The 21,197-nt window shown below is 68.6% G+C and carries 17 protein-coding genes and 1 tRNA gene; 2 read left to right on the top strand and 16 right to left on the bottom strand.

Features of this window, described 5'->3' with window-relative positions; translation table 11 throughout:
• Position 1 precedes the first annotated feature (1 nt).
• The 13 genes from RN901_RS13880 to RN901_RS13820 all read right to left on the bottom strand — a co-directional run bounded on the left by RN901_RS13880 (position 2) and on the right by RN901_RS13820 (position 15,631).
• Positions 2–3,274 carry a SusC/RagA family TonB-linked outer membrane protein gene (locus tag RN901_RS13880; protein WP_310758894.1) on the bottom strand — a complete coding sequence of 1,091 codons (3,273 nt, stop codon included), beginning with the start codon at positions 3,272–3,274 and terminating at the stop codon, positions 2–4.
• Positions 3,275–3,466: 192 nt separating this feature from the next.
• Positions 3,467–6,547 (bottom strand): carboxypeptidase regulatory-like domain-containing protein, encoded by a 3,081-nt coding sequence (locus tag RN901_RS13875; RefSeq protein WP_310758893.1) that lies wholly within the window; start codon positions 6,545–6,547, stop codon positions 3,467–3,469.
• Positions 6,548–6,604: 57 nt separating this feature from the next.
• Positions 6,605–6,678: transfer RNA gene (locus tag RN901_RS13870), tRNA-Ile, on the bottom strand.
• A gap of 86 nt (positions 6,679–6,764) precedes the next feature.
• Positions 6,765–7,826: a selenide, water dikinase SelD gene (gene selD, locus RN901_RS13865; protein WP_310758892.1), complete on the bottom strand. Its 1,062-nt coding sequence runs from the start codon at positions 7,824–7,826 to the stop codon at positions 6,765–6,767.
• A 43-nt stretch (positions 7,827–7,869) separates the two neighbouring features.
• Complete coding sequence (locus tag RN901_RS13860; protein ID WP_310758891.1) at positions 7,870–8,580, bottom strand: hypothetical protein; 711 nt, start codon at positions 8,578–8,580, stop codon at positions 7,870–7,872.
• Entirely contained in the window at positions 8,573–9,562 is a 990-nt protein-coding gene (locus RN901_RS13855) for a VWA domain-containing protein (RefSeq protein WP_310758890.1), read from the bottom strand. The genes RN901_RS13860 and RN901_RS13855 overlap by 8 nt, the downstream gene beginning before the upstream one ends.
• Before the next feature lie 2 nt (positions 9,563–9,564).
• On the bottom strand, positions 9,565–10,557 hold the full coding sequence (locus tag RN901_RS13850) for a VWA domain-containing protein (protein ID WP_310758889.1): 993 nt from the start codon (positions 10,555–10,557) through the stop codon (positions 9,565–9,567).
• On the bottom strand, positions 10,554–11,516 hold the full coding sequence (locus tag RN901_RS13845) for a hypothetical protein (protein WP_310758888.1): 963 nt from the start codon (positions 11,514–11,516) through the stop codon (positions 10,554–10,556). The genes RN901_RS13850 and RN901_RS13845 overlap by 4 nt, the downstream gene beginning before the upstream one ends.
• Positions 11,513–12,445 (bottom strand): DUF58 domain-containing protein, encoded by a 933-nt coding sequence (locus tag RN901_RS13840; RefSeq protein WP_310758887.1) that lies wholly within the window; start codon positions 12,443–12,445, stop codon positions 11,513–11,515. The genes RN901_RS13845 and RN901_RS13840 overlap by 4 nt, the downstream gene beginning before the upstream one ends.
• Positions 12,442–13,464: a MoxR family ATPase gene (locus RN901_RS13835; RefSeq protein ID WP_310758886.1), complete on the bottom strand. Its 1,023-nt coding sequence runs from the start codon at positions 13,462–13,464 to the stop codon at positions 12,442–12,444. The genes RN901_RS13840 and RN901_RS13835 overlap by 4 nt, the downstream gene beginning before the upstream one ends.
• Before the next feature lie 49 nt (positions 13,465–13,513).
• Complete coding sequence (locus RN901_RS13830; RefSeq protein WP_310758885.1) at positions 13,514–14,254, bottom strand: pseudouridine synthase; 741 nt, start codon at positions 14,252–14,254, stop codon at positions 13,514–13,516.
• 22 nt (positions 14,255–14,276) lie between these two features.
• Positions 14,277–14,858 (bottom strand): SMC-Scp complex subunit ScpB, encoded by a 582-nt coding sequence (gene scpB, locus RN901_RS13825; protein ID WP_310758884.1) that lies wholly within the window; start codon positions 14,856–14,858, stop codon positions 14,277–14,279.
• A complete protein-coding gene (locus tag RN901_RS13820; protein ID WP_310758883.1) occupies positions 14,855–15,631 on the bottom strand; it encodes a segregation/condensation protein A in 777 nt (258 codons plus the stop codon). Before RN901_RS13820 ends, scpB begins: the two co-directional genes overlap by 4 nt.
• A gap of 241 nt (positions 15,632–15,872) precedes the next feature.
• Between RN901_RS13820 and rpsT the strand changes: the two genes are divergently transcribed.
• Entirely contained in the window at positions 15,873–16,127 is a 255-nt protein-coding gene (gene rpsT, locus RN901_RS13815; protein WP_310758882.1) for a 30S ribosomal protein S20, read from the top strand.
• A gap of 19 nt (positions 16,128–16,146) precedes the next feature.
• Here the strand turns inward: rpsT and RN901_RS13810 are convergent, their stop codons facing one another.
• Genes RN901_RS13810 through pyrR form a run of 3 tightly spaced genes read right to left on the bottom strand, consistent with a single transcriptional unit; the run spans position 16,147 to position 19,138 of the window.
• Positions 16,147–17,460, bottom strand: coding sequence for a dihydroorotase (locus RN901_RS13810; protein WP_310758881.1), 1,314 nt, complete (start codon positions 17,458–17,460; stop codon positions 16,147–16,149).
• Complete coding sequence (locus tag RN901_RS13805; RefSeq protein WP_310758880.1) at positions 17,457–18,431, bottom strand: aspartate carbamoyltransferase catalytic subunit; 975 nt, start codon at positions 18,429–18,431, stop codon at positions 17,457–17,459. The genes RN901_RS13810 and RN901_RS13805 overlap by 4 nt, the downstream gene beginning before the upstream one ends.
• Entirely contained in the window at positions 18,428–19,138 is a 711-nt protein-coding gene (gene pyrR, locus RN901_RS13800) for a bifunctional pyr operon transcriptional regulator/uracil phosphoribosyltransferase PyrR (RefSeq protein ID WP_310758879.1), read from the bottom strand. Before pyrR ends, RN901_RS13805 begins: the two co-directional genes overlap by 4 nt.
• Here pyrR and RN901_RS13795 point away from each other — a divergent pair.
• Positions 19,137–21,098 (top strand): Na+/H+ antiporter NhaC family protein, encoded by a 1,962-nt coding sequence (locus tag RN901_RS13795; protein WP_310758878.1) that lies wholly within the window; start codon positions 19,137–19,139, stop codon positions 21,096–21,098. The two genes, pyrR and RN901_RS13795, sit on opposite strands and share 2 nt — an antisense overlap.
• Positions 21,099–21,197: the final 99 nt, after the last annotated feature.

Genomic DNA, 21,197 nt, shown 5'->3' with positions numbered 1-21,197 from the left:
TCTAGAAAGTGACGCGCACGGACATCGTGAAGCGCCGCGGCACCGGAATGCCCCAGCCTTCCGTCGAATTCAGGAAGTTGCAGTTGAGGCCTCCGTTGCAGCGCCCGAGGACGTTGCCCTCCGGGTCCATGCCGGGGTAATCGCCCAGCATGAAGAGCAGCAGGTTGCGCACGCCCATGTTCACCGTAGCGGCGGAGAAACCCCAGCGCTGGACGAACGTGGCCGGCACCCGGTAGCTGAGCGACAGCTCGCGCCACTGGATCCAGTCGGCGTCGTAGATCCCGTTCATGCCGCTCATCGGCGAGAGACCCTCGACTTCGTGGGCCCAGGCGACCGCCGCATCGAGCCGCTCGTCCGCCGACGAGCCCGGGTTCAGCATCGTGGCGTACAGTTCGGCCGAGCGCGGCGTGTTGCGCCCGATGAAGTTGTTCGCGCGCCGGAACATTCCCGACAGATCCTGCACCTGGTGGCCGAACTTGTACTCCATGAGCGTCGTCAGCTGGAAGTTGCCCAGGAACGCGAGGTCGAAACCGAAGGAGCCCGCGTAGTCCGGAGTGGGATCGCCGAGGTGCGTATCGAGCAATCCGGCCCCGCAGTTATGCGACGCCAGCCCTCCGTTGGGCACTCCGAAGTCCTCGTTGCCGATCGCCAGCGGCTTGAAGCTGTTGGGATTGCGCGGCTGACTGAAGTACGCGAGCGCCTGATCGCGCGTCGGCACCACGCACTGGCCGTCGACCGGATCGAGGATGTTCAGCGGGATCGCCACATCGGCGACCTTCGCGCCGAAGAAGGCGCCCGGCGTGAAGCCCTCCACCAGGTAGTTGCGGTAGCGAGGATAGCTTCCGCCGGTCTTCAGGGGAGGCGCTCCCCCCATGTCCGTGATCTGCTCGGACAGGAAGGCCGTGTTCGCGAAGACGTTGAGCGAGATGTCCCGCGCCTGGATCAGGTTGCCGCGGATACCGAACTCGACGCCGTGCGCCGTCACCTCGCCGATGTTGTCGAGCTGGGTCTGCGTGAACCCGCCCGTGACCGGGAACTGGCGCGCGACCATGGCGTCGGTGACCACCCGGTCCCAATAGGTCGCCTCGACCGACCACCGGTCGTTGAAGAGGCCCAGATCGATCCCGAACTCCAGCTCCGTGGACACCTCGGGCCTCAACTGTTCGTTGCCGAGATTCGACGGCTGGACGCCGGGACCTACCTCTGTGCCCAGCGATGAGAAGGTCGTGAACTTGTCGAAGGCGCCCGGCTGCAGCCCGGACGTGCCGTAGGCTCCCTTGATCCGCATCGACGAGAAGACCTCGCTATCCCAGCGCTCGCTCGGGACGATCGCGAAGTTGGCCTTCGGGTAGAAGGCCGTGTTGAACGCCTCGCCGAACGCCGAGTTGGCATCCCAGCGAGCGCCCACGGTCAGGAAGAGCCAGTTGTCCCACCCGACCTGGTCCTGCACGTATCCGCCGAGCTGCGTCACCCGCAGCCAGTTTTCGAACGAGGACTCGGAGCCCAGCGCCGAAAGCGTCTCCAGGCCGGGGCCGGGGAAGTCGCGTCCGCTGCCGCCCGCCGACTGCGACTGGCGCAGGAACCCCTGCCCGCCGAACAGCAGCGTGTTCTCGAGCCGGCTGGTGTTGAAGACGTACGATCCCTTGATGTCGGCCGTCAGCTCGCGGCTACGGTTCTCCTGGACGTTCCGGCTCCCGTCCGGGGTCGAGCCCGAGAAGCCGTCCACGTTCCACCGATACGGCCGGAAACTGACCGCGTCGTCGGACGTGAAGTCGATCCCGAAGGTTCCGTTGATGTTGAACGCCTCCGAGGGCGAGAAGTCGATGTTCGTGGATCCCGCGAAGTGCTGCGAGTTCACGAAGTTCAGCTGGTAGGCGTTCTCGCGCAGAGTGGCGAACGCCGGCTGGCCGTAGAAGTTGATCTGGCCGAGTTCCGGGTCGGCGTTGGCGAGCCGCAGCTGCGACATGAGCGCCGACGAGAACACGCCGTAGATGTTGTTCGAGTTATCGGGCGTGTGATGCTCCATGTCCGAATAGAGCGTCGTCACGCCGATGCGCAGATCGCTGCTCGGGATCAGCGTGAAGTTGGTGTGGATCGACGCGCGGCGGTTGGTGTCGTTCTCGGGGTCCAGCCCCTCCGCCACGTCGAAGTTCTTCGCCGCATCGTACGGCCCGTCCTCGCTGGCGAGACGCGCGGAGGCGAAGTACTGGAACACGCTCGATCCACCCTGCAGGGATCCGGAGTAGGTCTGACCGAACCCGGTGGTGAGCAGATCGGGAATCAGGTCGCGCTCGATCGGCTCCCAGGGCGACACGGGCTGTCCCCAGCGCGACGACATCAGGTTGACGGCGTCCGCCAGCCGCTGCGCGTCGCCGTCTCCGGTGCATCCGGGACTGGCGCAGGCCCGGCCGGCGAAGTCGGCGACCGGCAGGATGCGGTTGGTCGGCACGGAGATCCCGGTCAGGTCGGCCCGGAAGGTGAAGCGCGGGGTCCCGATGGTGCCGCGCTTCGTGAAGATCTGGATCACGCCGTTCGAGGCCTCCGTCCCGTACAGGGTCGCGGCCGCGGCGCCCTTCAGAATCTCGACGCGCTCGATGGACTCGGGCGGAATATCGTCGAGTCGGGAGGGGTTCCCCTGCCCGTTGAAGTTCTGCACCGCGGAGCGGTCCACGCGGATTCCGTCCACGTAGACGATGGGCTCGTTCAGCTGCGACAGCGACGCCGAGCCGCGGATGCGGATGCGGGCGCCTTCGCCCGTGTAGCCCGACGAGGGCAGCGCCACCACACCGGGCTCGCGCCCCGCGATGAGCTGGCTGAAGTCGGAGATCGGTGCGTTCTCGAGCTCCGCGGCGTCCAGGGTCGCGATCGTGTGGCCGAGCTTGCGTTTCTCGGTCGCGACGCCGGTGCCCGTCACGACGATCTCGTCCATTTGCACCGCGGTGACGTTGAGGGCGAAGTCGACGGTCACGGTCGAGCCGGCGGCGACCGTCACCGTTTCGGAGGTCTGACGATAGCCGACCAGGCGGACGGTGACCGTCTGGTCGCCGGCGGGTACGTTGAGCAGCACGAAGTCTCCGCTGGCGTTCGTGAAGGTCCCGATGCCGGTGCCTTCGATGAAGACCTGCGCCGACGAAAGAGGTCGGAGGGAGCCCTCTTCAGTGACCTGGCCCGCGATGCTGCCCGCGGCCTGGCCACTCAGGCCGGGTGCGATGCAGGCGAGCGCGAAAACGGCCACTCCCCATGCTCCGATAGTGGGGAAAGCGATGCGTTTCATGCGGCACTCCTTGGGCTGGAGGGTCGGGAACGGCCGAACGGTCCGGTCCCGGTTCCTTCAACTCGTTCCACGATTTATAGGTCCAAACCCCGCCGCCGTAAAGGGGCCCCGCCCTAATGAGGTGGGTGTTCGCATGAATTCCATCCGTCCAGCCATTTGCTCCCGCACGCCGCGCGCTCGCCGCGCAGGCCGCTAGAAGCGGACGCGTACTCCGAGTTGAGCCCGGCGCGTGTCTCCGAGGCCGCTCCGAATGGTGCCGTCGAAGTTGAACAGGAATCCGGTCTGGGCGGTGTCGAGGAAGTTGTCGGCGCCCGTGAGGTTGAAGACCTCCAGAATCGGTTCGACTGTGCGCCCGCCTCCGATATCGAACGCCTTCGAAAGTCGCAGATCCCAGGTGAAGAAGTCGTTCTCCCGCCTGAGCGTGTTTCGCCTGAGGACGGAGCCATCGGCGCAAACGCGGTCCGCCGGGGCGCCCGCGCGCTGGCCCGCGGGAGCGGCGAGAGGGTTCGCCGCGGTCGGGCCGCAACTCTCCGACATCGGCGACGCGGAGAGGTATCGGAAGACGTGGTTGAGGACGACGCCGCGCCCGAGATCGAAGAGCACGAAGCCGGTCAGCTGGTGCCGTCGGTCCCGGATCGACCAGTTGTACTCGGGCTCGAGGTCGGTTGCGGTCGCATAGAAGAAGTTGAACGGATCCCGTTCGTTATCGTCGTCCGACCGGTCGAAACCCAGCGTGTAGTTCGCCTCGAAACTCAGCTTTCCGCCGAGCGCACCGTCCCCGTGCAGGCCGAGAGTGACGGCGTTGTAGCGGGAGCGCGCGCTGCTCTCGGTCACGGTGACCGTCCCCAGCGCGTTGGCTCCCTCCGCGAAGGGCGCGCCGAGTTCCGCCGCGTTTCGGTCCACGAAGCGGAACAGGTTGTCCGTGCGGGCGTGCTGCAGCGAAAGCGTCGCCGCCGCGCTCTCGCTCAGCGCCTGCTCGATGGCGACGTTGAAGGACCAGGTGCGCGGCAGTTCCAGGTTGCGGTCCGCGATGTTCACGCCGGGCTGGAAGGGTGGCGTCCCCGGCGGGGGCGGCGTCAGGAATTCTCCGATCCGCGGCGGCGGCGGGAGGAAGGTCGCGTCGCTGGCCGCGAACTGCGTTCCCTGGAAGGCGCCGTTCGTCGTGCGGTGCTGCGCGAACACCAGCATCGGGATGCGCGAGAAGTACGATCCCGCATTCACGCGGACGAGCGTGCGCCCATCATTCCGCGGATCCCAGGCGAGCCCGAAACGCGGCTGGAAGTTGTCGAGGTCGTCCGGAATCGTCCCGTCCGACGGGAAACCCGGGGTCTCGATCCACGGTCCGTAGAAGGTGTCCCCGGGCTCGATGAACATTCCAGGGTGCCACGACCCTTCCCAGCGCACCCCGAGGTTCAGCGTCAGGTTGTCGCGCGGCCGCCAGGTGTCCTGGATGAAGAGCCCGAGTTCGTGCATCGAGAAGTCCTGCAGTCCCAACTGGTCCGCGGGCGTATTCCCCAGCGTGAGCGCCTGCAGGTAGAGGAGGACGGGGCCGGTGATCGCGGTCCCCGGCGGACAGACGCCTTCCGCGCTGTCGGAACCGTCGGAGCAGGTGACGTATCGGTTCCCCTGCGTGACGAAGTTCATGAATCCGTCGACGGAGGAGAACTTGTAGAGGCCGTTCGCGAAGCCGATGAACTGCTGGCCGACCCCCGTCCGGTTGTACTCCGCGCCCACCTTGAACAGATGGTCCCCCGCGAGGAAGGAGAGGTTGTCGACGAGCTGGATGCGGGTGTCGTAGCCCGGGTCGATGGGGAGGAAGAAAGGCAGACCGATCCGGAACCCGTCCGAAAAATCCATCGCGATATCCGGGAACGGGCGGCCGCCGAGCGCGGCGAACGCGGGCTGCGGGGGCGCGGCGGCGCCCGGAATGAGCGGGCCAGCGTATCCGCGTGGCCGGTCCTCGCGCGCGTACTGAAGGCGGAACTCGTTCGAGACGGTGTTGGAGAGCTGCGACCGCAGGCTCGCGTTGACCGCGTGGGAGAAGTCCTCCTCCAGACCGTTGGCGCTGAGGCCCCAGGAATCCACGTCGAACGTTCCGTTCACCTGCTGGGACCAGGTGTAGTTGTACTTGAAGGACGCCTGGTGGCGGTCGCTGAGGTTGAAATCGAGCTTCGCCACGAGCGCCCGGTTGTCGTCGGTGCGATGGATCGGGCCGAACTCGTCGTCGAACAGGCCGGGCCACTGCGCCTGAAGGAAGTTCTCCAGCTTCGCGAGTTCGGATCGGTTCACGACGTTGCGCGTGAACTGCTTCGTCTCGCTCGCTTCCTGCTGGTCGTAGGCGACGAAGAAAAACGCCTTGTCGCGCGCGACCGGGCCGCCGAAGGTGAAGCCGAACTGGCCGCGTCCGAACTCGGGCTTCCCGCCCCCGCGCTCGCTCGGGTACGCGGTGGAGATCGCATCCCACTGGCCGAAATAGTGCGCGGAGCCCGCGAATTCGTTCGTGCCCGACTTCGTGATGACGTTCACGAAGCCGCCCGCGGAGCGCCCGAACTCGGCCGACGCCCCCTGGTTCACCACGACGAGTTCCTCGATCGCGTCCTGGTTGAACGTGAAAGCCGGGCGCTGGCCGCCCCGCTGCTCCCCGAAGAAGGGGTTGTTGAAGTCGGCTCCGTCCACGGAAACGTTGTTGAAGATCCCCCGCTGTCCGCCGATGTTGAGGACTTCGCCGTCCGGACCCTGCGACACCGAAACACCCGGAGTGAGGAGCGTGTAGTCGAGGAAGTTTCGGCCGTTGTTGGGCAGGTTGTCCACGACCTCCTCGGCGAGCCGGTGGGAACCCGACGGGTCCTCGGTATCGACGAGCGGTGTCCGATCCGCGGTCACGGTGATTTCGGACACCGCGACGGGACGGAATTCGAGTACGAGGTCGACGACCTCTCCCACGCGGAGCACGAGCCCCTCGGTGCGCTCGTCGCCGAACTGGCCCAGAGCCCGGGCGGTGACGTCATAGACCCCCAGCGGAAGGAGCGTTCGCACGAACGCCCCGTTCGAGCCCGTCACGACGGTCGTCGTGAAGCCGGTCGCGCGATGCTCGATGACCACGGCGGCGCCGGCCACGGGCGCTCCCACGGGATCGCGGACGACCCCGCGGATGACGCCGGTTGTCGCCTGGGCCTGCGCGGCCGCATCCGCCGTGGCGGCGCAGCACAGCGTGAGCACGGCGAGCAGAAAAGTGGACCCGCGTCGGGAGACCGGAACCCGGCATGGCCGCATGGACGACTCCTTAATGCTGGTGGTGGAATACGCGTCGGGACTCGGGGATTTTGAAGATGGGCCCGGCAGGATTCGAACCTGCGACCTTGGGATTATGAGTCCCCTGCTCTAACCGGCTGAGCTACGGGCCCGGACGGAGTGTGAAACGTACGCGCCGCGACGCCTCGCACCAACGTCCCGGCGGCCGCCGCGGGACTGCGACGCTGTCGCGGCGCCATCACGGTGCGACCTCGACCGCGACCGCGGGACCGTCCCGCTCGACGACCTCCCCGATCACGGCGGACGCGTAGCCGGCCGCGGCCAGCGCGGACGCCGCGGACGACGCCTCGCGCGCCGGGACGGCCGCCAGCAGTCCGCCCGATGTCTGCGGGTCGAGAAGGAGGGTCCGCCGGTCGTCGGGGACGGCGCCATCCCACCGCACCTGCGACGCGTAGGCGTCCCGGTTCCGGGTCGTGCCTCCCGGCACGCACCCCTCCGCCGCGAGGCGCAGCGCTCCGGGGAGGAGTTTCGGCGCCGAAGCCCGGATCCGGGCGCTCGCGTCCGACGCGTGGCACATCTCGAGCAGGTGGCCCAGAAGCCCGAACCCGGTGACGTCGGTGGCCGCGTGAACGTCGAAACCGGCAAGGACGGCCGCCGCCTCGCGGTTGAGTCGCCGCATGGAATCGACGGCGACGCGGAGGTCGGCCGGGTCCGTCACTCCGCGCTTGAGCCCGGTCGTGACGACACCCGTGCCGAGTGCCTTGCCCAGCACGAGCGCATCTCCGGGTCGCGCTCCGCCCTTCCTCCACAGGCGATCGGGATCGCCGAGTCCGATGGCCACGAGTCCGAACTTCGGCTCCGCGTCATCGATCGAGTGTCCCCCGGCCACGGCGATGCCGGCCTCGCGGCACACTTCCCCCGCGCCGCGGAGGATTGCGCCCACCGTCTCATCCGAGAGGGTCCCGGCGGGAACCGCCAGGATGTTGAGGGCGAAGAGCGGGCGAGCCTGCATCGCGTACAGATCCCCGAGCGCGTTCGCGGCCGCGATGGCGCCGAAGTCCGCCGGATCATCGACGAGCGGTGTGAAGAAGTCGAGGCTCGCGACGATGGCTTCCCCGTCGTCGAGCAGATACACCGCGGCGTCGTCCGGGCCCTCGAGTCCCACCAGGAGCCGGTCATCCGGAAGGTGCGGAACGTGCTGCAGGATACGGCCCAGATCCTCCGGGCCGAGCTTGCACGCTCAGCCGGCTCCGTGCGAGTACTGGGTCAGACGGGCCGCTTCGGCCGAAGGCGAGTTCATGGCGACCGAAGCTATGGCGACGCGGGGCGTCTCGCAGGAATTCCTACCAGTTCCGCTCCACGACGGGATCCTGGAAACGGTTGCGGCCCATCACGCGGTCGCGGATCGCCGCTTCCGCGTCCCCCGCCTGTTCGAGCAGCGCCGCCGCCTGTTCGGGCGACAACATCTCCATCTCACCGGAGCCCGCGGCCGCCGCGGCGCCGGCGCCGGCCCCCTGCGGAGACTGTCCCTGCCCGCCCTGCTGCTCGTCGCCGCCGCTCTCTCCCTCCTCCTCGAGCCAGCGCTCGACGAGTTCGAGGTTCCAGCGCGCGTCCTCATCTTCCACGCGGCGGCGGAGGACTTCGCGGAAGGCTTCGCGCGCCGCCTGGAGGGCGGCTCGACGCGCGGAGGGATCGCTCTGGGTGAAACGACCGTCGAGAGCCGTGCTGAGTCCGAGGTTGTAGAAGGCGCTCTCGCGCACCTCGTCCCGCTCGCTGCCGATCGAGAGTTCAAGGGGGGCCTGTGCCTCGCCCACCTGCCCGTCATGGAGGAGAGCCGTTCCGTAGTTGTAGTGGTCGATCGGCCGGTCGGAGGAAGCGGCTCGCTCCCGGTACCGTGCGACGGCCTCGGATTCGGACGCAGGCGGTTCGCCCGCCCCGGACTGGCCGGCCGACCGCCCCGGCGCGGCCTGCGGCTCGCCCCCGGCAAACGCCGCGAGTGAGGCGACCGCGGCCGCGAGCCCGAAGATCGACCCCCTCCGTGTCGACTCAACCACGTGGCAACAGGAACCCTTCTCCCCAGAGGCTGACGAAGGCGAGCAGAAGCAGCGCCGCTACGGCCGCGTCGTCGGTCGATGTCAGGGGTTCCCGGCCGCCCTGCGCCAGTTCCCTCTCGATCGCGTCGATGCCGCCCGAACCGTCAACATAGCGACCGCCGGTGCCGAGAGACATCTGCCGCAGCGACGCGGCGTTCAACCGTGTGATGACCGGGCTCCCGTCCGGTCCCTGCAGCACCGAAGCGCCGCCCCGCCGTCGCGCGGCCATCGTCGGGTCCAGCGACGCCTCCCGCGTCAGGGGAATCTGCCCGCCGAGTTCGGTTCCGATCCCCACGGAATGGATGACGATCCCCGCTTCCCGGGCCCGCCCGATCGCCTCCCCGAAGGGCGCGCCCGCGGTTTCCTCGCCGTCGGAGAAGACGACGATCGACTTGCGTGCGCCCTCCTCTCCGCCGGCGAGGAGGTCGATCGCCTGCGTGAGGCCCGAGGCGAGCGAGGACCCGCCCAGCCCCACCGCCGCGGGTCGCACGCCCTCCGCGAGCATCTCGATCGCGCTCATGTCCGTCGTCAGCGGCGAGAGCACGTACGCGCGGCCGGCGAAGTAGACGACACCCATCCGACCCTCAATGCGCGTCGCAAGGCGCGCGGCCAGTTGGCGCTGCACCTCCAGCCGGCTCGGCTCGACATCGCCCGCAAGCATCGAGTTCGACGCGTCGAGCACGAGGATCGTCTCCGCTCCGCCCTCATCGAGGCGCCGGGCCTCCGTCCCGCCGGAACCGGAGGCGAGCGCGATCGCAACGACGCCCGCTCCGAGCAGGGCCAGGCGCACCGGGGGGAGGGCGTGGGCCGGCAGCCGCACGTACCGCTCGAGCAGCGACGATTCGGCGAGTTCTGCGCGGTCGGCGCTCGATCGTCGCGACGCGAGCATCCTGAGCCCGATGGCCAGGACGCCGAGCAGGAGGGCGACCGGGAGCGGGGCCACGGTCAGGTCCAGACCCGGCGGGAGCGTGTCGCCGCCACGAGGAGTTCAAGCATGACGAGCGCGAGCGCCGCGATGAGAAGTTCCCGTCGCATCCCGACGCGCTCCTCCGTCCGTACTTCCTTGATCGGAGTGGTCTCGAGTTCGTTGATCCGTTCGTAGATCCGCGTCAGTCCCTCGGGATCGGTGGCACGGAAATAGATGCCGCCCGTGCGGGTCGCCATGCGATCCAGGAGCTCGTCGTTCACGTGGACGCGGATATTCGCGTACTGGTATCCGAAGGCGGTCCGGGCCACGGGCACGGGGGCGACCCCGTCGCGGCCGACGCCGATCGTGTAGACGCGGATGCCGAGGGAGGCGGCCGCGGCCGTCGCCTCCTCCGGCGAAATGCCGCCGCTGTTGTTGTCCCCGTCGGTGAGCAGTACGACGATGCGGGATTCCGGCTCCAGATCGCGGAGCCGGTTCGCCGCCGTGGCCAGCGCGACGCCGATCGCCGTCCCGTCCCGGAGCTGTCCCGCCTCGAGCCGCTCCACCGCACTCTCCACGACCGCGTGGTCCAGGGTCCCCGGGACCATCGTGAGGGCCTCTCCGGCGAAGGCGACGAGGCCGATCCAGTCCGACTCCCGTCCCTCCACGAAGCGGATGACCTCCCTCTTCGCGACTTCGATGCGGTTGTCCGGCCGAAAATCCTCCGCCAGCATCGAACTCGAGATATCGACCGCCAGCATGATCGCCACGCCCTCGCGCTCCGATTCCACGCGCTCCCATACCCGCACGGGGTTGACGAGGGTGATGATGACGAGAGCGAGGGCGAGAGTGCGAAGGGCGGCCGGGAACCACCACCAGAACCGTGCCCGACTCCGACCCCGTGACCCGGTGAGACGGGCGATGTCCGGATACGGGAGACGGATCCTGCCCGAGCCCATCAGGGCCCACCCGAGCGGCAGCAGCACCAGCAGAAGGAGGAACGGCCAGCCGGGGAGCGCGAATTCGCTCACGTGCGGCCTCCATTTCCGCTCGGATCGGCCTCACCGGCAACGTCTCCATCGGCGTCATCCCCGGCGGCGGCCGGCTCGCCGGAATCACCGGCCGGAGGCGACTCCGCCATGTCCGCACGCACGAACGCCTCGCCGACATCCAGGTCGCCGAGCGGACCTTCCCACTCCGTCCGCATGCGCGCGAAACGGGCCAGAATCGAATGGCGGAGAGCAGCGACGAGCCCGGCATCCGAACCTCCGAGCCCGAGGAGTTCCTTCGAGGGAGCCCATCCGCGCGTCACACGCGCATAGCGTCGAAGCGTCTCCTCGTAGCCGTCGTAGAAGCGGTCGCCGCTCACCTTCTGTCCGACCCACCCCTCGCGCAGGCGCGCGAGTTCGCGAAGTGCAAGGTCTCCGGGACCGAGGGGGACTTCCGCGGCGGTCGCGGCGGCGCGGCCGCGACCCCAGGTCCACCAGGCGAGTCCGGCGAGCGCCGCAGCGAGCACGAGCAGCCACCAGGGCAGGGCCCGCAAACTCAGGAGGGGTCGGGCATCCCTCAACTCGAGCGGATCATCCGCGGCCGGAAGCACGCTCACGACGGGGACGGGCGGTGGTTGCAGCCGGCGGACGACGCCGCCCGCGGCCGCGAGTTCCACCTCCACCGGCGGGATGACGAGGGTATCCGCGCGCCACGCGCGAATCGTGTACTCCGCTTCCCAGCGTCGCCCCTCTTCGACGGACCGGATCTGCACCGGCCCCGTCTGCTCGACCGACTCCGACCCGTCGATGAGCGCGGGGAAGCGGACCTCTCCGGATCTCTCCTGCCCGACGATGAGGCGGACCGTGAACTCCTCGCCGACCCGCACGGACGCCGGGAGGACCGTCGCCTCGAGATCGACCGCGGACTGGGCGGCCAGACCCGGGACGAACCCCAACCCCAGGCCGAGGGCGGCGCGGACCAGCCAACGGGACCTCCTCACCGAAGTCTCCGCCGGCCCCGGGCGGCGAAGAAGCCGGAGAGCCGGGACTCATACGGGGTGTCGGTCCGCAGCCGCATGAGGTCGACGTGGCAGTGCGCACACAGCCGTTCCAGCGCCCGCGCCCCCGTCGTCGAGTGCTCCGTAAGCCGCTGCCGAAGCGCCGCATCTCCGAGGTCGACGACGGCGCGGTCCCCCGTTTCCGGGTCTACGACTTCCACCCAGCCCGATGCCGGGATCGTCGTTTCCGCCGGGTCATCGATCGCGAGCGCGACCACATCGTGGCGGCCCGAGAGCCCCAGCAGCGGTCGGGCCAGGTTCTCGCCGCCCACGAAGTCCGAGATCACGAACACGAGGGAGCGGACGGTCAGCATGCGCGCCGCGGTAGTCAGGGCGAGATCGAGGTCCGTCCCCTTCCCCGCCGGCTGGACGGAAACCAGTTCGTGCAGGAGGCGGAGGTTGCGGTTGCGGCCCCGCGCCGGCCGCACGTAGTGCTCGATCCGGTCGCTGAAGAGGAGCATGCCCACCGGATCTCCCGCACGCATCGCCGCGAGGGCCAGGGTGCTCGCTACCTCCGAGACGAGATCGCGCTTCAGGGCTTTCCGCGTACCGAACTCGTTCGACGCGGAGACATCGACGACGAGAAGGACGGCAAGCTCCCGTTCCTCCACGAAGCGCTTCACGTAGGGGCGGCGCATGCGGGCCGTCACCTTCCAGTCGATCGCCTGGAACGGATCGCCCGGCTGGTACTCGCGCACCTCGGAGAACTCGATGCCGTGTCCGCGGAAGAGCGACGGGTAAGGTCCGAGAGCCGGGTTGTCCATGAACCGCCGGCTCTTCAACTCCAGCCGCCGAACCTCTTTCGACGCGGCGCCGGAGTCGGCCGTCGGCGCCGGCCGTCGCGGGCGCCACAGGAAGTCGGGCAGCCTCACGGCACCGGCACGGTCTCCAGGAGATGGTCGAGGATGTGATCGGCATCGATCTGTTCGGCCTGGGCCTGGAAGGTCAGGACGAGCCGATGCCGAAGGACATCGCGGGCGATCGCCTTCACGTCCTCCGGAACCACGAAGGCGCGGCCCTCGATGAAGGCATGTGCGCGGGCCGCTCTCGCGAGAAATATCGTGGCGCGCGGCGAGGCGCCGAATTCGATCCAGTCCACGAATTGCGCGAGGCCGTGGGCCGCGGGTTCACGCGTGGCGAGCACGAGCTGGAGGATGTAGTCCTCGAGCCGCCGGTCCACATAGATCGCCGGAAGCATGGCGCGCGCGGCGAGGATGCGGTCCGGTTCAACGACGGCCTCGACGGGCGGCGGGTCCTCTCCCGCCATGAGCCGCATGATGGACCTCTCCTCCTCGGGCGCCGGGTAACCGACCCGGGTCTTGAACATGAACCGGTCTACCTGCGCCTCGGGAAGCGGGTACGTCCCCTCGTGCTCGATGGGGTTCTGCGTGGCCATGACGAGGAACGGCACGGGGAGCGGATGCGTCTCTTCGCCGATCGTCACCTGACGTTCCTGCATCGCCTCCAGAAGGGCGGACTGGACTTTGGCCGGCGCGCGGTTGATCTCGTCGGCGAGGACGATGTTCGCGAAGATGGGCCCCCGCTTCGGAGTGAAGGTGCCCGTTTTCTCCTCCCACACGAGCGTTCCCACGACATCGGCGGGCAGCAGATCCGGCGTGAACTGGATCCGCCGGAACGTGGTGTGGATCGCCTCGGCGAGCGTGCTGACGGTGAGCGTTTTCGCGAGCCCGGGCACACCTTCGAGCAGAATATGGCCACCCGTGAGAAGACTCATGAGAACGCGGTCGAGGAGGGCATGCTGCCCGACGATCCGCTTGGCCAGTTCGTTTCGAACCTCCGCCACGAAGGTTCCCACCTCCCGGATCGCGGCCTGCTGGGTCTCGAGATCCTCCCCCGAGATCCGTTGGGCCGTCCCGGCTTCTCCGTTCATGCGTCTTCTCGCTGTCGCGGTGATGGTCGGTCTGCCAGCCGCCCGATGTTCACTCCCGAACCGTCCCGGAGCAAGCGGGACCTGCCGCCCGCTTGAGCGCCGCCCGTTCCTTCGGAGACAACTCACGGGCCGCTCCCGCTGCGAGAGCGCCCAGCCGAATCGGCCCGAACGAGGTCCTGCGCAACCGCCGCAGCGTGACGCCGAGCGAGGCGAGCATCCGTCGGACCTCCCGGTTTCGCCCTTCCGCCAGGACGATCTCCACGGTGGGCGACGACGTGTGCGGAGGCGTGATCCAGCCTGCGCGGCGGGCTCGCGCGGGTCCGTCTTCGAGCGCCACGCCGGCCCGCAGCCGATCCGGGAGCTCGGCCGTCACGGGCCCGCGGAGTCTCGCGTGGTAGACCCGCTCGATTCCGGTCCGGGGGTGGAGGAGCCGATGTACGACGTCCCCTTCATTCGACAGCAGGAGGAGACCCTCGCTCATGAAATCGAGCCGGCCGACGTGAGGCAGGTGGCGGGCATCGGCCGGGAGCAGATCGTAGATGATCGGACGCCCGCCGGGATCATGCCGGGTGCACGTGTACCCCGGCGGCTTGTTGAGCGCCAGCCAGAGCACCGGCTTCAGGCGGACGCGGCGGCGGTCCACTTCGACCCTTGCGGCATTCGGGTCCACCGTGGTCCCGAGCTTCGTCACGATCTCGCCGTTCACGCGGACGCGACCGCGGGCGATGAGTTCCTCGCTCCCGCGTCGGGAAGCCACCCCCGCCCTGGCGAGATACTTCTGCAGTCGCATGAGCCGTCCGCGCCCGGTGCAGCTAGCCTGCGGCCGGGTCTTCCAACGGCAACGCGCCCTCGGTCAACGCCTCCGACTCGGCACGCACGAGCGCGACGGACAGGTCCTCGGGCGCGGGGAGATCATCCAGCGACTGCAGGGCGAAGTGATCCAGAAAGCGGGATGTCGTCCCATAAAGGAGCGGCCGACCGAGCCCCTCTCCCCGCCCCACGATCTCGATCAGCTCCCAGTCCTGGAGAGTTCGCAGCACCGAAGTGGACGCCACGCCCCGGATCTCCTCGACCTCGATCCGTCCGATGGGTTGCCGGTACGCGATGATCGCGAGTGTCTCGAGTGCGGCGCGGGAAAGCGTCGGAGGCCGGGGTATCGAGTCGAACCGCTCGAGGTACGGCACGAATTCCGGGCGCGTGAGGATCTGGAATCCGTCGCCGAGCTGGTAGACCTGGAACGCCCGTCCGTCCGTGTCGTAGTGTTCGCGCAATGCGGCGAGCGCTTCCCGGACGCGCCGGACGTCGAGCGCATCGTCCGCCCGGGCCAGTTCGCGCGCGGTGAGCGGCGTCTGACTGGCGAACAATGCCGCTTCCACGATCTGCTCGGGGCTCACGCCGTTCCCTCTCCCCCGTCACCCCGCGAGCGGCGTCCGAACAGCCATATCGCACCGAATCGCTTCACCTGCTCGAGCCTCAGGAGCTGTTGCCTGGCGAGTTCCAGACAGGCGAGCAGCGCCGCGACGACATGCTGCCGCTCCTGCCACGAATCGAACAGCCGGTTGAACGGCACCCGCCGGCTCTCGCCCAGCAGGTGTCGGATGACGACGATCTTGTCCTCGACCGGGACGATGCGGATCGGAGCGACATGCCTCGTCACGGGATCGGGGCCCCGGATATCGCCGAGCACCGCAAGGAAATCGTCGAGCGTCGTCGAGAGGTCCGGGTCCTCGGCCTCGCGCGGCGGTCGCGGAGGCAGGAAGCCCTTCGACATGTGTCGCCGCCGTTCCAGTTCGGCGGCGCCCAGGGTCCGCGCGATCTCCTGAAACAGCTCGTACTCCAGAAGACGCCGGACGAGTTCGGCCCGGGGATCGTCTTCCCATTCCGTGTCGCTGCGCCCCGGCAGCAGGAGCTGCGCCTTGATGTGGACCAGGGTCGCGGCCAGCTCCAGAAACTCCCCGGCGCGATCGAGCTCGAGGCGGTCGATGCCGTCGCTGAGGGCTTCCTGGAACTGCCGGGTTATGGTGGAGATCGGAATATCGAAGATGTCGATGTCCTGCGACCGGATGAGGTGCAGGAGAAGATCCAGGGGGCCCTGAAACCGGTCGAGCTCCACGACGAACGGCTGCGCCGCCCGCTGGCTTGGAAGTCGGTTGGGAACCGCCGTCAAGGAACCTCCCTGCACGCTCGGGCCGGCGGGAACCGGGGATCGCCGGCCAGTCGGCGCGTAATGTAGCACGGGCGTACCCGCGGCGAGTACCCCCGGCACACGCGTTCCGCCCGACACGCCGGGTTGGAGGTATCCGGCAAGTCTGGTATGTTCTTTCGTTGATTTTTGGACGGATCCGGAGCGGCCGCCTGCGATCCGCCGCGCCGACCCGTCACACAGGAAGAAGAACAGAAGGAATCGAATGCCGAATAACGAGAGTCAGAAGAAGCGGCTGCGCCAGTCGCGCGCGAGGAGACTCCGGAACCGCCAGGTGCGGTCCGAGATCCGGACCAGGACCAAGCATCTACTTGCGACGAAATCGCGCGACGAGGCGACGCCGGCGCTGTCCGAGCTGTACCGCATTCTCGACAGGGCGACCCGCCGGAACGTCATCAAGGCGAACGCCGCGGCGCGTCAAAAGGCGCGAGCGGCACGACACGTCAACGGCCTGAGCTAGCAGGCCGCGACAGGTCCCGCTAGGTCGGTGGGGATGAATCTCGGTAGCGGGTCTCGCCGCCGACGATCGTGCGCTTCACGCGTCCCGTCACTTTCCATCCACTGAACGGCGTGTTCCGGCTCTTCGAGCGGAAGCTCCCTGGGTCGACCGTCCACTCCTCCTCCGGATCGAGGAGGACGAGATCCGCTCGACTGCCGGGGCGAAGCGTGCCGCCCTCGATCCCCATCAACCGAGCTGGCGCGGTGGACATCCGCTCGATGAGATCGAAGAGCTCGAGGTCGCCCGGCTTCACGAGTTCGCCGATGCACACGGCGAGCGCGGTCTCGAGACCGACGATGCCGAACGGCGCATCGTCGAACTCACGTTCCTTCTCCTCGTAGTGGTGTGGCGCGTGGTCCGTGGCCACGCACTCCAGCACGCCGTCGATGAGCCCCTGCCGTACGGCCAGGCGGTCGGCCGCGGACCGGAGCGGCGGGTTCATCTTGGCCTCGGTGCGGTAGCCGCGCACCGCCTCTTCCGTCAGCGCCATGTGGTGAGGCGAAGCCTCGCCGCTCACGCGCACTCCGCGCTCGCGCGCGACGCGGATGAGTTCGACCGCTTCGCGAGTGGAAACGTGCTGCACGTGTACATGCCCGCCCGTGAGTTCCGCGAGGTAGATGTCCCGGGCGACGACAGTGGCTTCCGAGGCGTTCGGGATCCCGCGCAGGCCGAGCGCGGTGGCCACGGCGCCTTCGTTCATGACCCCGCCGGCCGAGAGCGCCATGTCCTCCGCATGCTGAAGGACGGGGATCCCGAAGGACTGTGTGTACTCGAGCAGGCGGCGCATGAGCGCCGGATCGTGGATCGGATGTCCGTCGTCCGTAACCGCGACCGCGCCGGCCTCGACCAAGCCGCCGATTTCGGTCATCTGCTTGCCCGCGAGGCCGAGCGAGGCGGCGGCCACGGGACTCACGCGCGCCCCGCCCTCCCCCTTCCGGGCCCACCGCCGCGCCTCTTCCCGCACAAAGCCGACGGCGGCGGGGTCGTCGAGCGGCGGATCCGTGTTCGGCATGGCCCAGATCGTCGTGAAGCCGCCGGCCGCCGCGGACTGGGCGCCCGTGCGGATGGTCTCCTTGTGCTCGGCTCCCGGTTCCCTCAGGTGGACGTGCACATCGATCAACCCCGGCGCGACCACGAGTCCCCGCGCATCGATCCGGGGAACGCCCTCCGGCCCGGCCACGCCTCGCGCGACCGTTTCGATCCGTCCGTCCCCCACGAGAACGTCCTGCACCTCGTCCAGCCCCGCGGCGGGATCGATCACCCGGCCTCCGGCGAGAAGGAACGATCCGCTCACGGCCCCGCCGCCTTGGCGTCTTCGGCCAACTCCGGGCGTCCGCCCGCGAGCAGATAGAGGACGGCCATTCGCACGGCGACCCCGTTCGTCACCTGCGGGAGGATCACCGAGCGCGGACCGTCCGCCACATCGGAGTCGATCTCGACGCCCCGATTCATCGGTCCGGGGTGGAGGACGATCATGTCGTCGCCGGCGCGGCCGAGGCGCTCGGAACTGACGCCGAACACGCGGTTGTACTCGCGCAGCGAGGGGACGTAGCCTCCCTCCATCCGCTCCAGTTGAAGTCGCAGCACGTAGAGCACGTCGCACCACTCGATCGCCTCGTCGATCGAGTCCAGCCGTTGCACGCCCAGTTCCTCGATGCCGGCCGGGATCAGCGTGCGCGGCCCGCACACGGCGACATCGGCTCCGCATTTCAGGAAGCCCCAGATGTTCGAGCGCGCGACTCGCGAGTGCAGTATGTCGCCGACGATGCAGACGCGCCGGCCCGCGATGGCCCCGAACCGGTCGCGGATCGTCAACAGGTCGAGGAGGGCCTGCGTGGGATGTTCGTGCTGACCGTCGCCGGCGTTGATGACGTTGGAGGGAATCCGGTCCGCGAGGAACTTCGCCGCCCCGGACGATCCGTGACGCACGACGACCATGTGAATCCTCATCGCCTCGAGGTTGCGCGCCGTGTCGACGAGCGTCTCGCCCTTCTGCACCGAGGATCCGACCGACGAGATGTTCACCGTATCGGCCGAGAGCCGCTTCTCCGCGAACTCGAAGCTGATGCGGGTCCGGGTCGAGGGTTCGAGGAAGAGGTTGACGATGGTCTGTCCGCGGAGGACCGGCACCTTCTTGATCTTGCGCTCGCTGATCTCCTTGAAGGGCTCCGCTGTATCGAGGATCGCCTCGATCTGGCCTCCCGTGAGGGATTCGAGTCCGATGAGGTCCTTCCCGAGGCCGAGTTCCCGCCCCTGGGTCGTCATGCCCCCGCCTCCGGCGCGGCGCGGAGAGCGACGATGTCGACCCCCCAGTCGCCGTCCGTTCCCGCGACGCGCACCGACACGTCCTGGTTGGGCCCGACTTCGATCACGCGGCCCACATAATCGGGCTGGATCGGGAGCTGGCGTCCCCCGCGATCGACGAGGACGCAGAGCTGGATCCGGCGGGCGCGTCCGAAATCCGACAGCTCCTGGAGCGCGGCCCGGATCGTTCGTCCTGTGTGAAGCACATCGTCGACGATGACGATGTGCGCGTCTTCGATGGACTCCGGGATGCGGGTCGTCCCGACCGTGGGGAGCGCGCCCACCTGTCCGAAATCATCTCGATAGAGCGTAATGTCGAGCGAACCGATGGGAACGGGGCCGCGCGTCGGCTCGAGGTGACGGCCGATCTCGGCCGCGATCGAATCGCCGCGGCGGTGGATACCGATGAGGATGAGGCGGGCGTCGGGCTCGATCGCCCGGTCAAGCTGCGCGGAAAGCTCGGCTAGGAGCCCTCGGGCAGCGGCCTCGTCGAGAACGTTATGCGTCAGTTTCGTCTCGGCTTCGCTCGATCCGTCGCGGGCGGCTGGGTGCCTGGGCGGCCCCGGTCGGGCGGGAGTATAGGCCGCGCCCCCGCCACGATCAACGTCGCCCCGTCTCCTGTCTGCCCGCGTTGACCCTCGCGCGACGGCCCCGGTAGGTTCGGGCATGCGCATACGATCCGACGTTTTCCGGCGCGCCGGACGGTGGCTTCTACTGCCGGCCCTCGTCTTGCCCGCGTCGCTTCCCGGCACCGTCCTTGCGCAGGACGGCCCCTCGTTCACCGTGGAGGGACCCGCGGTCGTCCTGACCGACGTTCCCTTCTCTCTCACGCTCCATACGGAGGACGGAGAGAACGCCCGTTACCGCGTGAGATCCGCCTCGGGACGCGAACTCGCCGCCGGCGCCCTGCCCCTTCGGTCCGAGACATCGGTCAGCGGGCTGCGGGCCGCGGCGGGGGACCTCCCGCTGTCCGTGGAGATGGCCTCAGACCAGGGATCGGCAAGCGCGAGTGTGGATCCGCCGCGGTTCCCGGGCTGGATCAGCCTGCTGCCGCCGCTCATCGCCATCGCTCTCGCGCTCATCTTCCGCCACGTCGTCGTGTCGCTCTTCTTCGGCATCTGGCTGGGCGGGTTCTTCATCGCCGGGCTCGACCCGCTGGCGGGGCTCGGGCGAACCGTGGACACGTTCATCGTGCCCTCGCTCGCCGACACCGACAACGCGTCGATCCTCATGTTCTCGGCGCTGTTGAGCGGCATGGTGGGGGTGATGTCGCGCTCCGGGGGCACCCGCGGGATCGTCGAAGCCCTGCGGCCGCTGGCCACCACGCCGCGCCGTGCACAGCTCGCCACCTTCTTCGCGGGCGTCGGCATCTTCTTCGACGACTACGCGAACACTCTCATCGTCGGAAACACCTTCCGCCCCGTCACGGACAAGCTGAAGGTGTCGCGCGAGAAGCTGGCCTACCTCGTGGACTCTACGGCCGCCCCCGTCGCCACGATCGCCTTCGTGTCGACCTGGGTCGGCTTCGAGATCTCGCTGATCCGCGACGGACTTCGCATCGCCGCCGAGCAGACCTCGGACCCCGCGCTGGCCGGGGCGCTCGCCTCCGCTAGCCCCTTCACCGTGTTCCTGAGCAGCATTCCGTACCTCTTCTATCCCATCCTCGCCCTGTTCATGGTGGCCGCGGTCACCGTCTCGCAGCGGGACTTCGGCCCCATGCACGGCGCGGAGATGCGGGCGCGCACGGGTGGCGGCGTCTTCCGGCCGGGCTCCCAGCTCATGGTGAACTCGGAGGAAACGGGGCTCGACGCGGCGGAGGGCGTGCCCCTGCGCTGGTACAACGCGGCGATCCCCGTGCTGACGGTGGTCGCGACGGTCCTGCTGGGGCTGTACTTCGACGGCCGCGGCGCCGTGGGGCCGGCCTCGCTGTGGGACACGTTCGGCGCGGCGGATCCGTTCAAGGCGATCCTGTGGGGTTCGCTCGCGGGCTGCCTGGTCGCGATCGGGCTGGCCACGACGCAGCGCATCCTGTCGCTGAGCCAGGCGCTCGACGGATGGCTCACCGGCATCCGGGCGATGACGATGGGATTCGTGATCCTCACCCTGGCCTGGTCGCTCGGCGAGGTGACGAGTCAGCTCGCGACGGCGCAGTACCTGACCCAGATCCTCGAAGGCAGCCTCGCGCCGGAACTCGTCCCCGTCCTCACCTTCGTGACGGCCGCGGTCGTCAGCTTCTGCACGGGCACGTCATGGGCCACGATGACGATCCTGCTCCCGCTCGTGGTCCCGCTCAGCGTCGCCCTCGGCGGTGCAACCGGCTTCGAGGCCGGAGGCGGCGAGCTGCTCGTGAGTTCGATCAGTTCGGTCCTCGCCGGTTCCGTCTTCGGGGACCACTGCTCGCCCATCTCCGACACGACGGTGCTCAGTTCGATGGCGTCGGCGTGCGACCACATGGACCATGTGCGGACGCAACTTCCCTACGCGCTCGTCGTGGCAGCGGCCGCGATGCTCTTCGGCCATGTGGGGACGTCGTACGGACTGTCGCCCTGGATCGCCCACCTTCTCGGCATCGGCGTCGTCATCGTCGTGCTGCGCTTCGTGGGGAGGCCCGTTCCCGCGGGAACCTGACGCGCCGCCGTCGCGCCGGAGCCGGGGTCTTCTCACGGAGCCGCGGGTCACCACCGTGACATGTAAGTGAGAATCGGTTATCATCGCGCCTCCGGTTCT

This window comes from Candidatus Palauibacter soopunensis, assembly GCF_947581735.1.
Taxonomy (GTDB): domain Bacteria; phylum Gemmatimonadota; class Gemmatimonadetes; order Palauibacterales; family Palauibacteraceae; genus Palauibacter; species Palauibacter soopunensis.
The sequence above is the reverse complement of the archived record's forward strand: the minus strand, read 5'-3'. Positions and strand labels throughout refer to the sequence as shown.

Excerpts from the sequence above, each read along its gene's own strand:
- rpsT (WP_310758882.1), top strand. The coding sequence starts at position 15,873 with ATGCCGAATAACGAGAGTCAGAAGAAGCGGCTGCGCCAGTCGCGCGCG.
- RN901_RS13830 (WP_310758885.1), bottom strand. The coding sequence starts at position 14,254 with ATGCGACTGCAGAAGTATCTCGCCAGGGCGGGGGTGGCTTCCCGACGC.
- RN901_RS13805 (WP_310758880.1), bottom strand. The coding sequence starts at position 18,431 with ATGACGACCCAGGGGCGGGAACTCGGCCTCGGGAAGGACCTCATCGGA.
- RN901_RS13880 (WP_310758894.1), bottom strand. The coding sequence starts at position 3,274 with ATGAAACGCATCGCTTTCCCCACTATCGGAGCATGGGGAGTGGCCGTT.
- RN901_RS13835 (WP_310758886.1), bottom strand. The coding sequence starts at position 13,464 with ATGAACGGAGAAGCCGGGACGGCCCAACGGATCTCGGGGGAGGATCTC.
- pyrR (WP_310758879.1), bottom strand. The coding sequence starts at position 19,138 with ATGCCCGAACCTACCGGGGCCGTCGCGCGAGGGTCAACGCGGGCAGAC.
- RN901_RS13795 (WP_310758878.1), top strand. The coding sequence starts at position 19,137 with ATGCGCATACGATCCGACGTTTTCCGGCGCGCCGGACGGTGGCTTCTA.
- RN901_RS13875 (WP_310758893.1), bottom strand. The coding sequence starts at position 6,547 with ATGCGGCCATGCCGGGTTCCGGTCTCCCGACGCGGGTCCACTTTTCTG.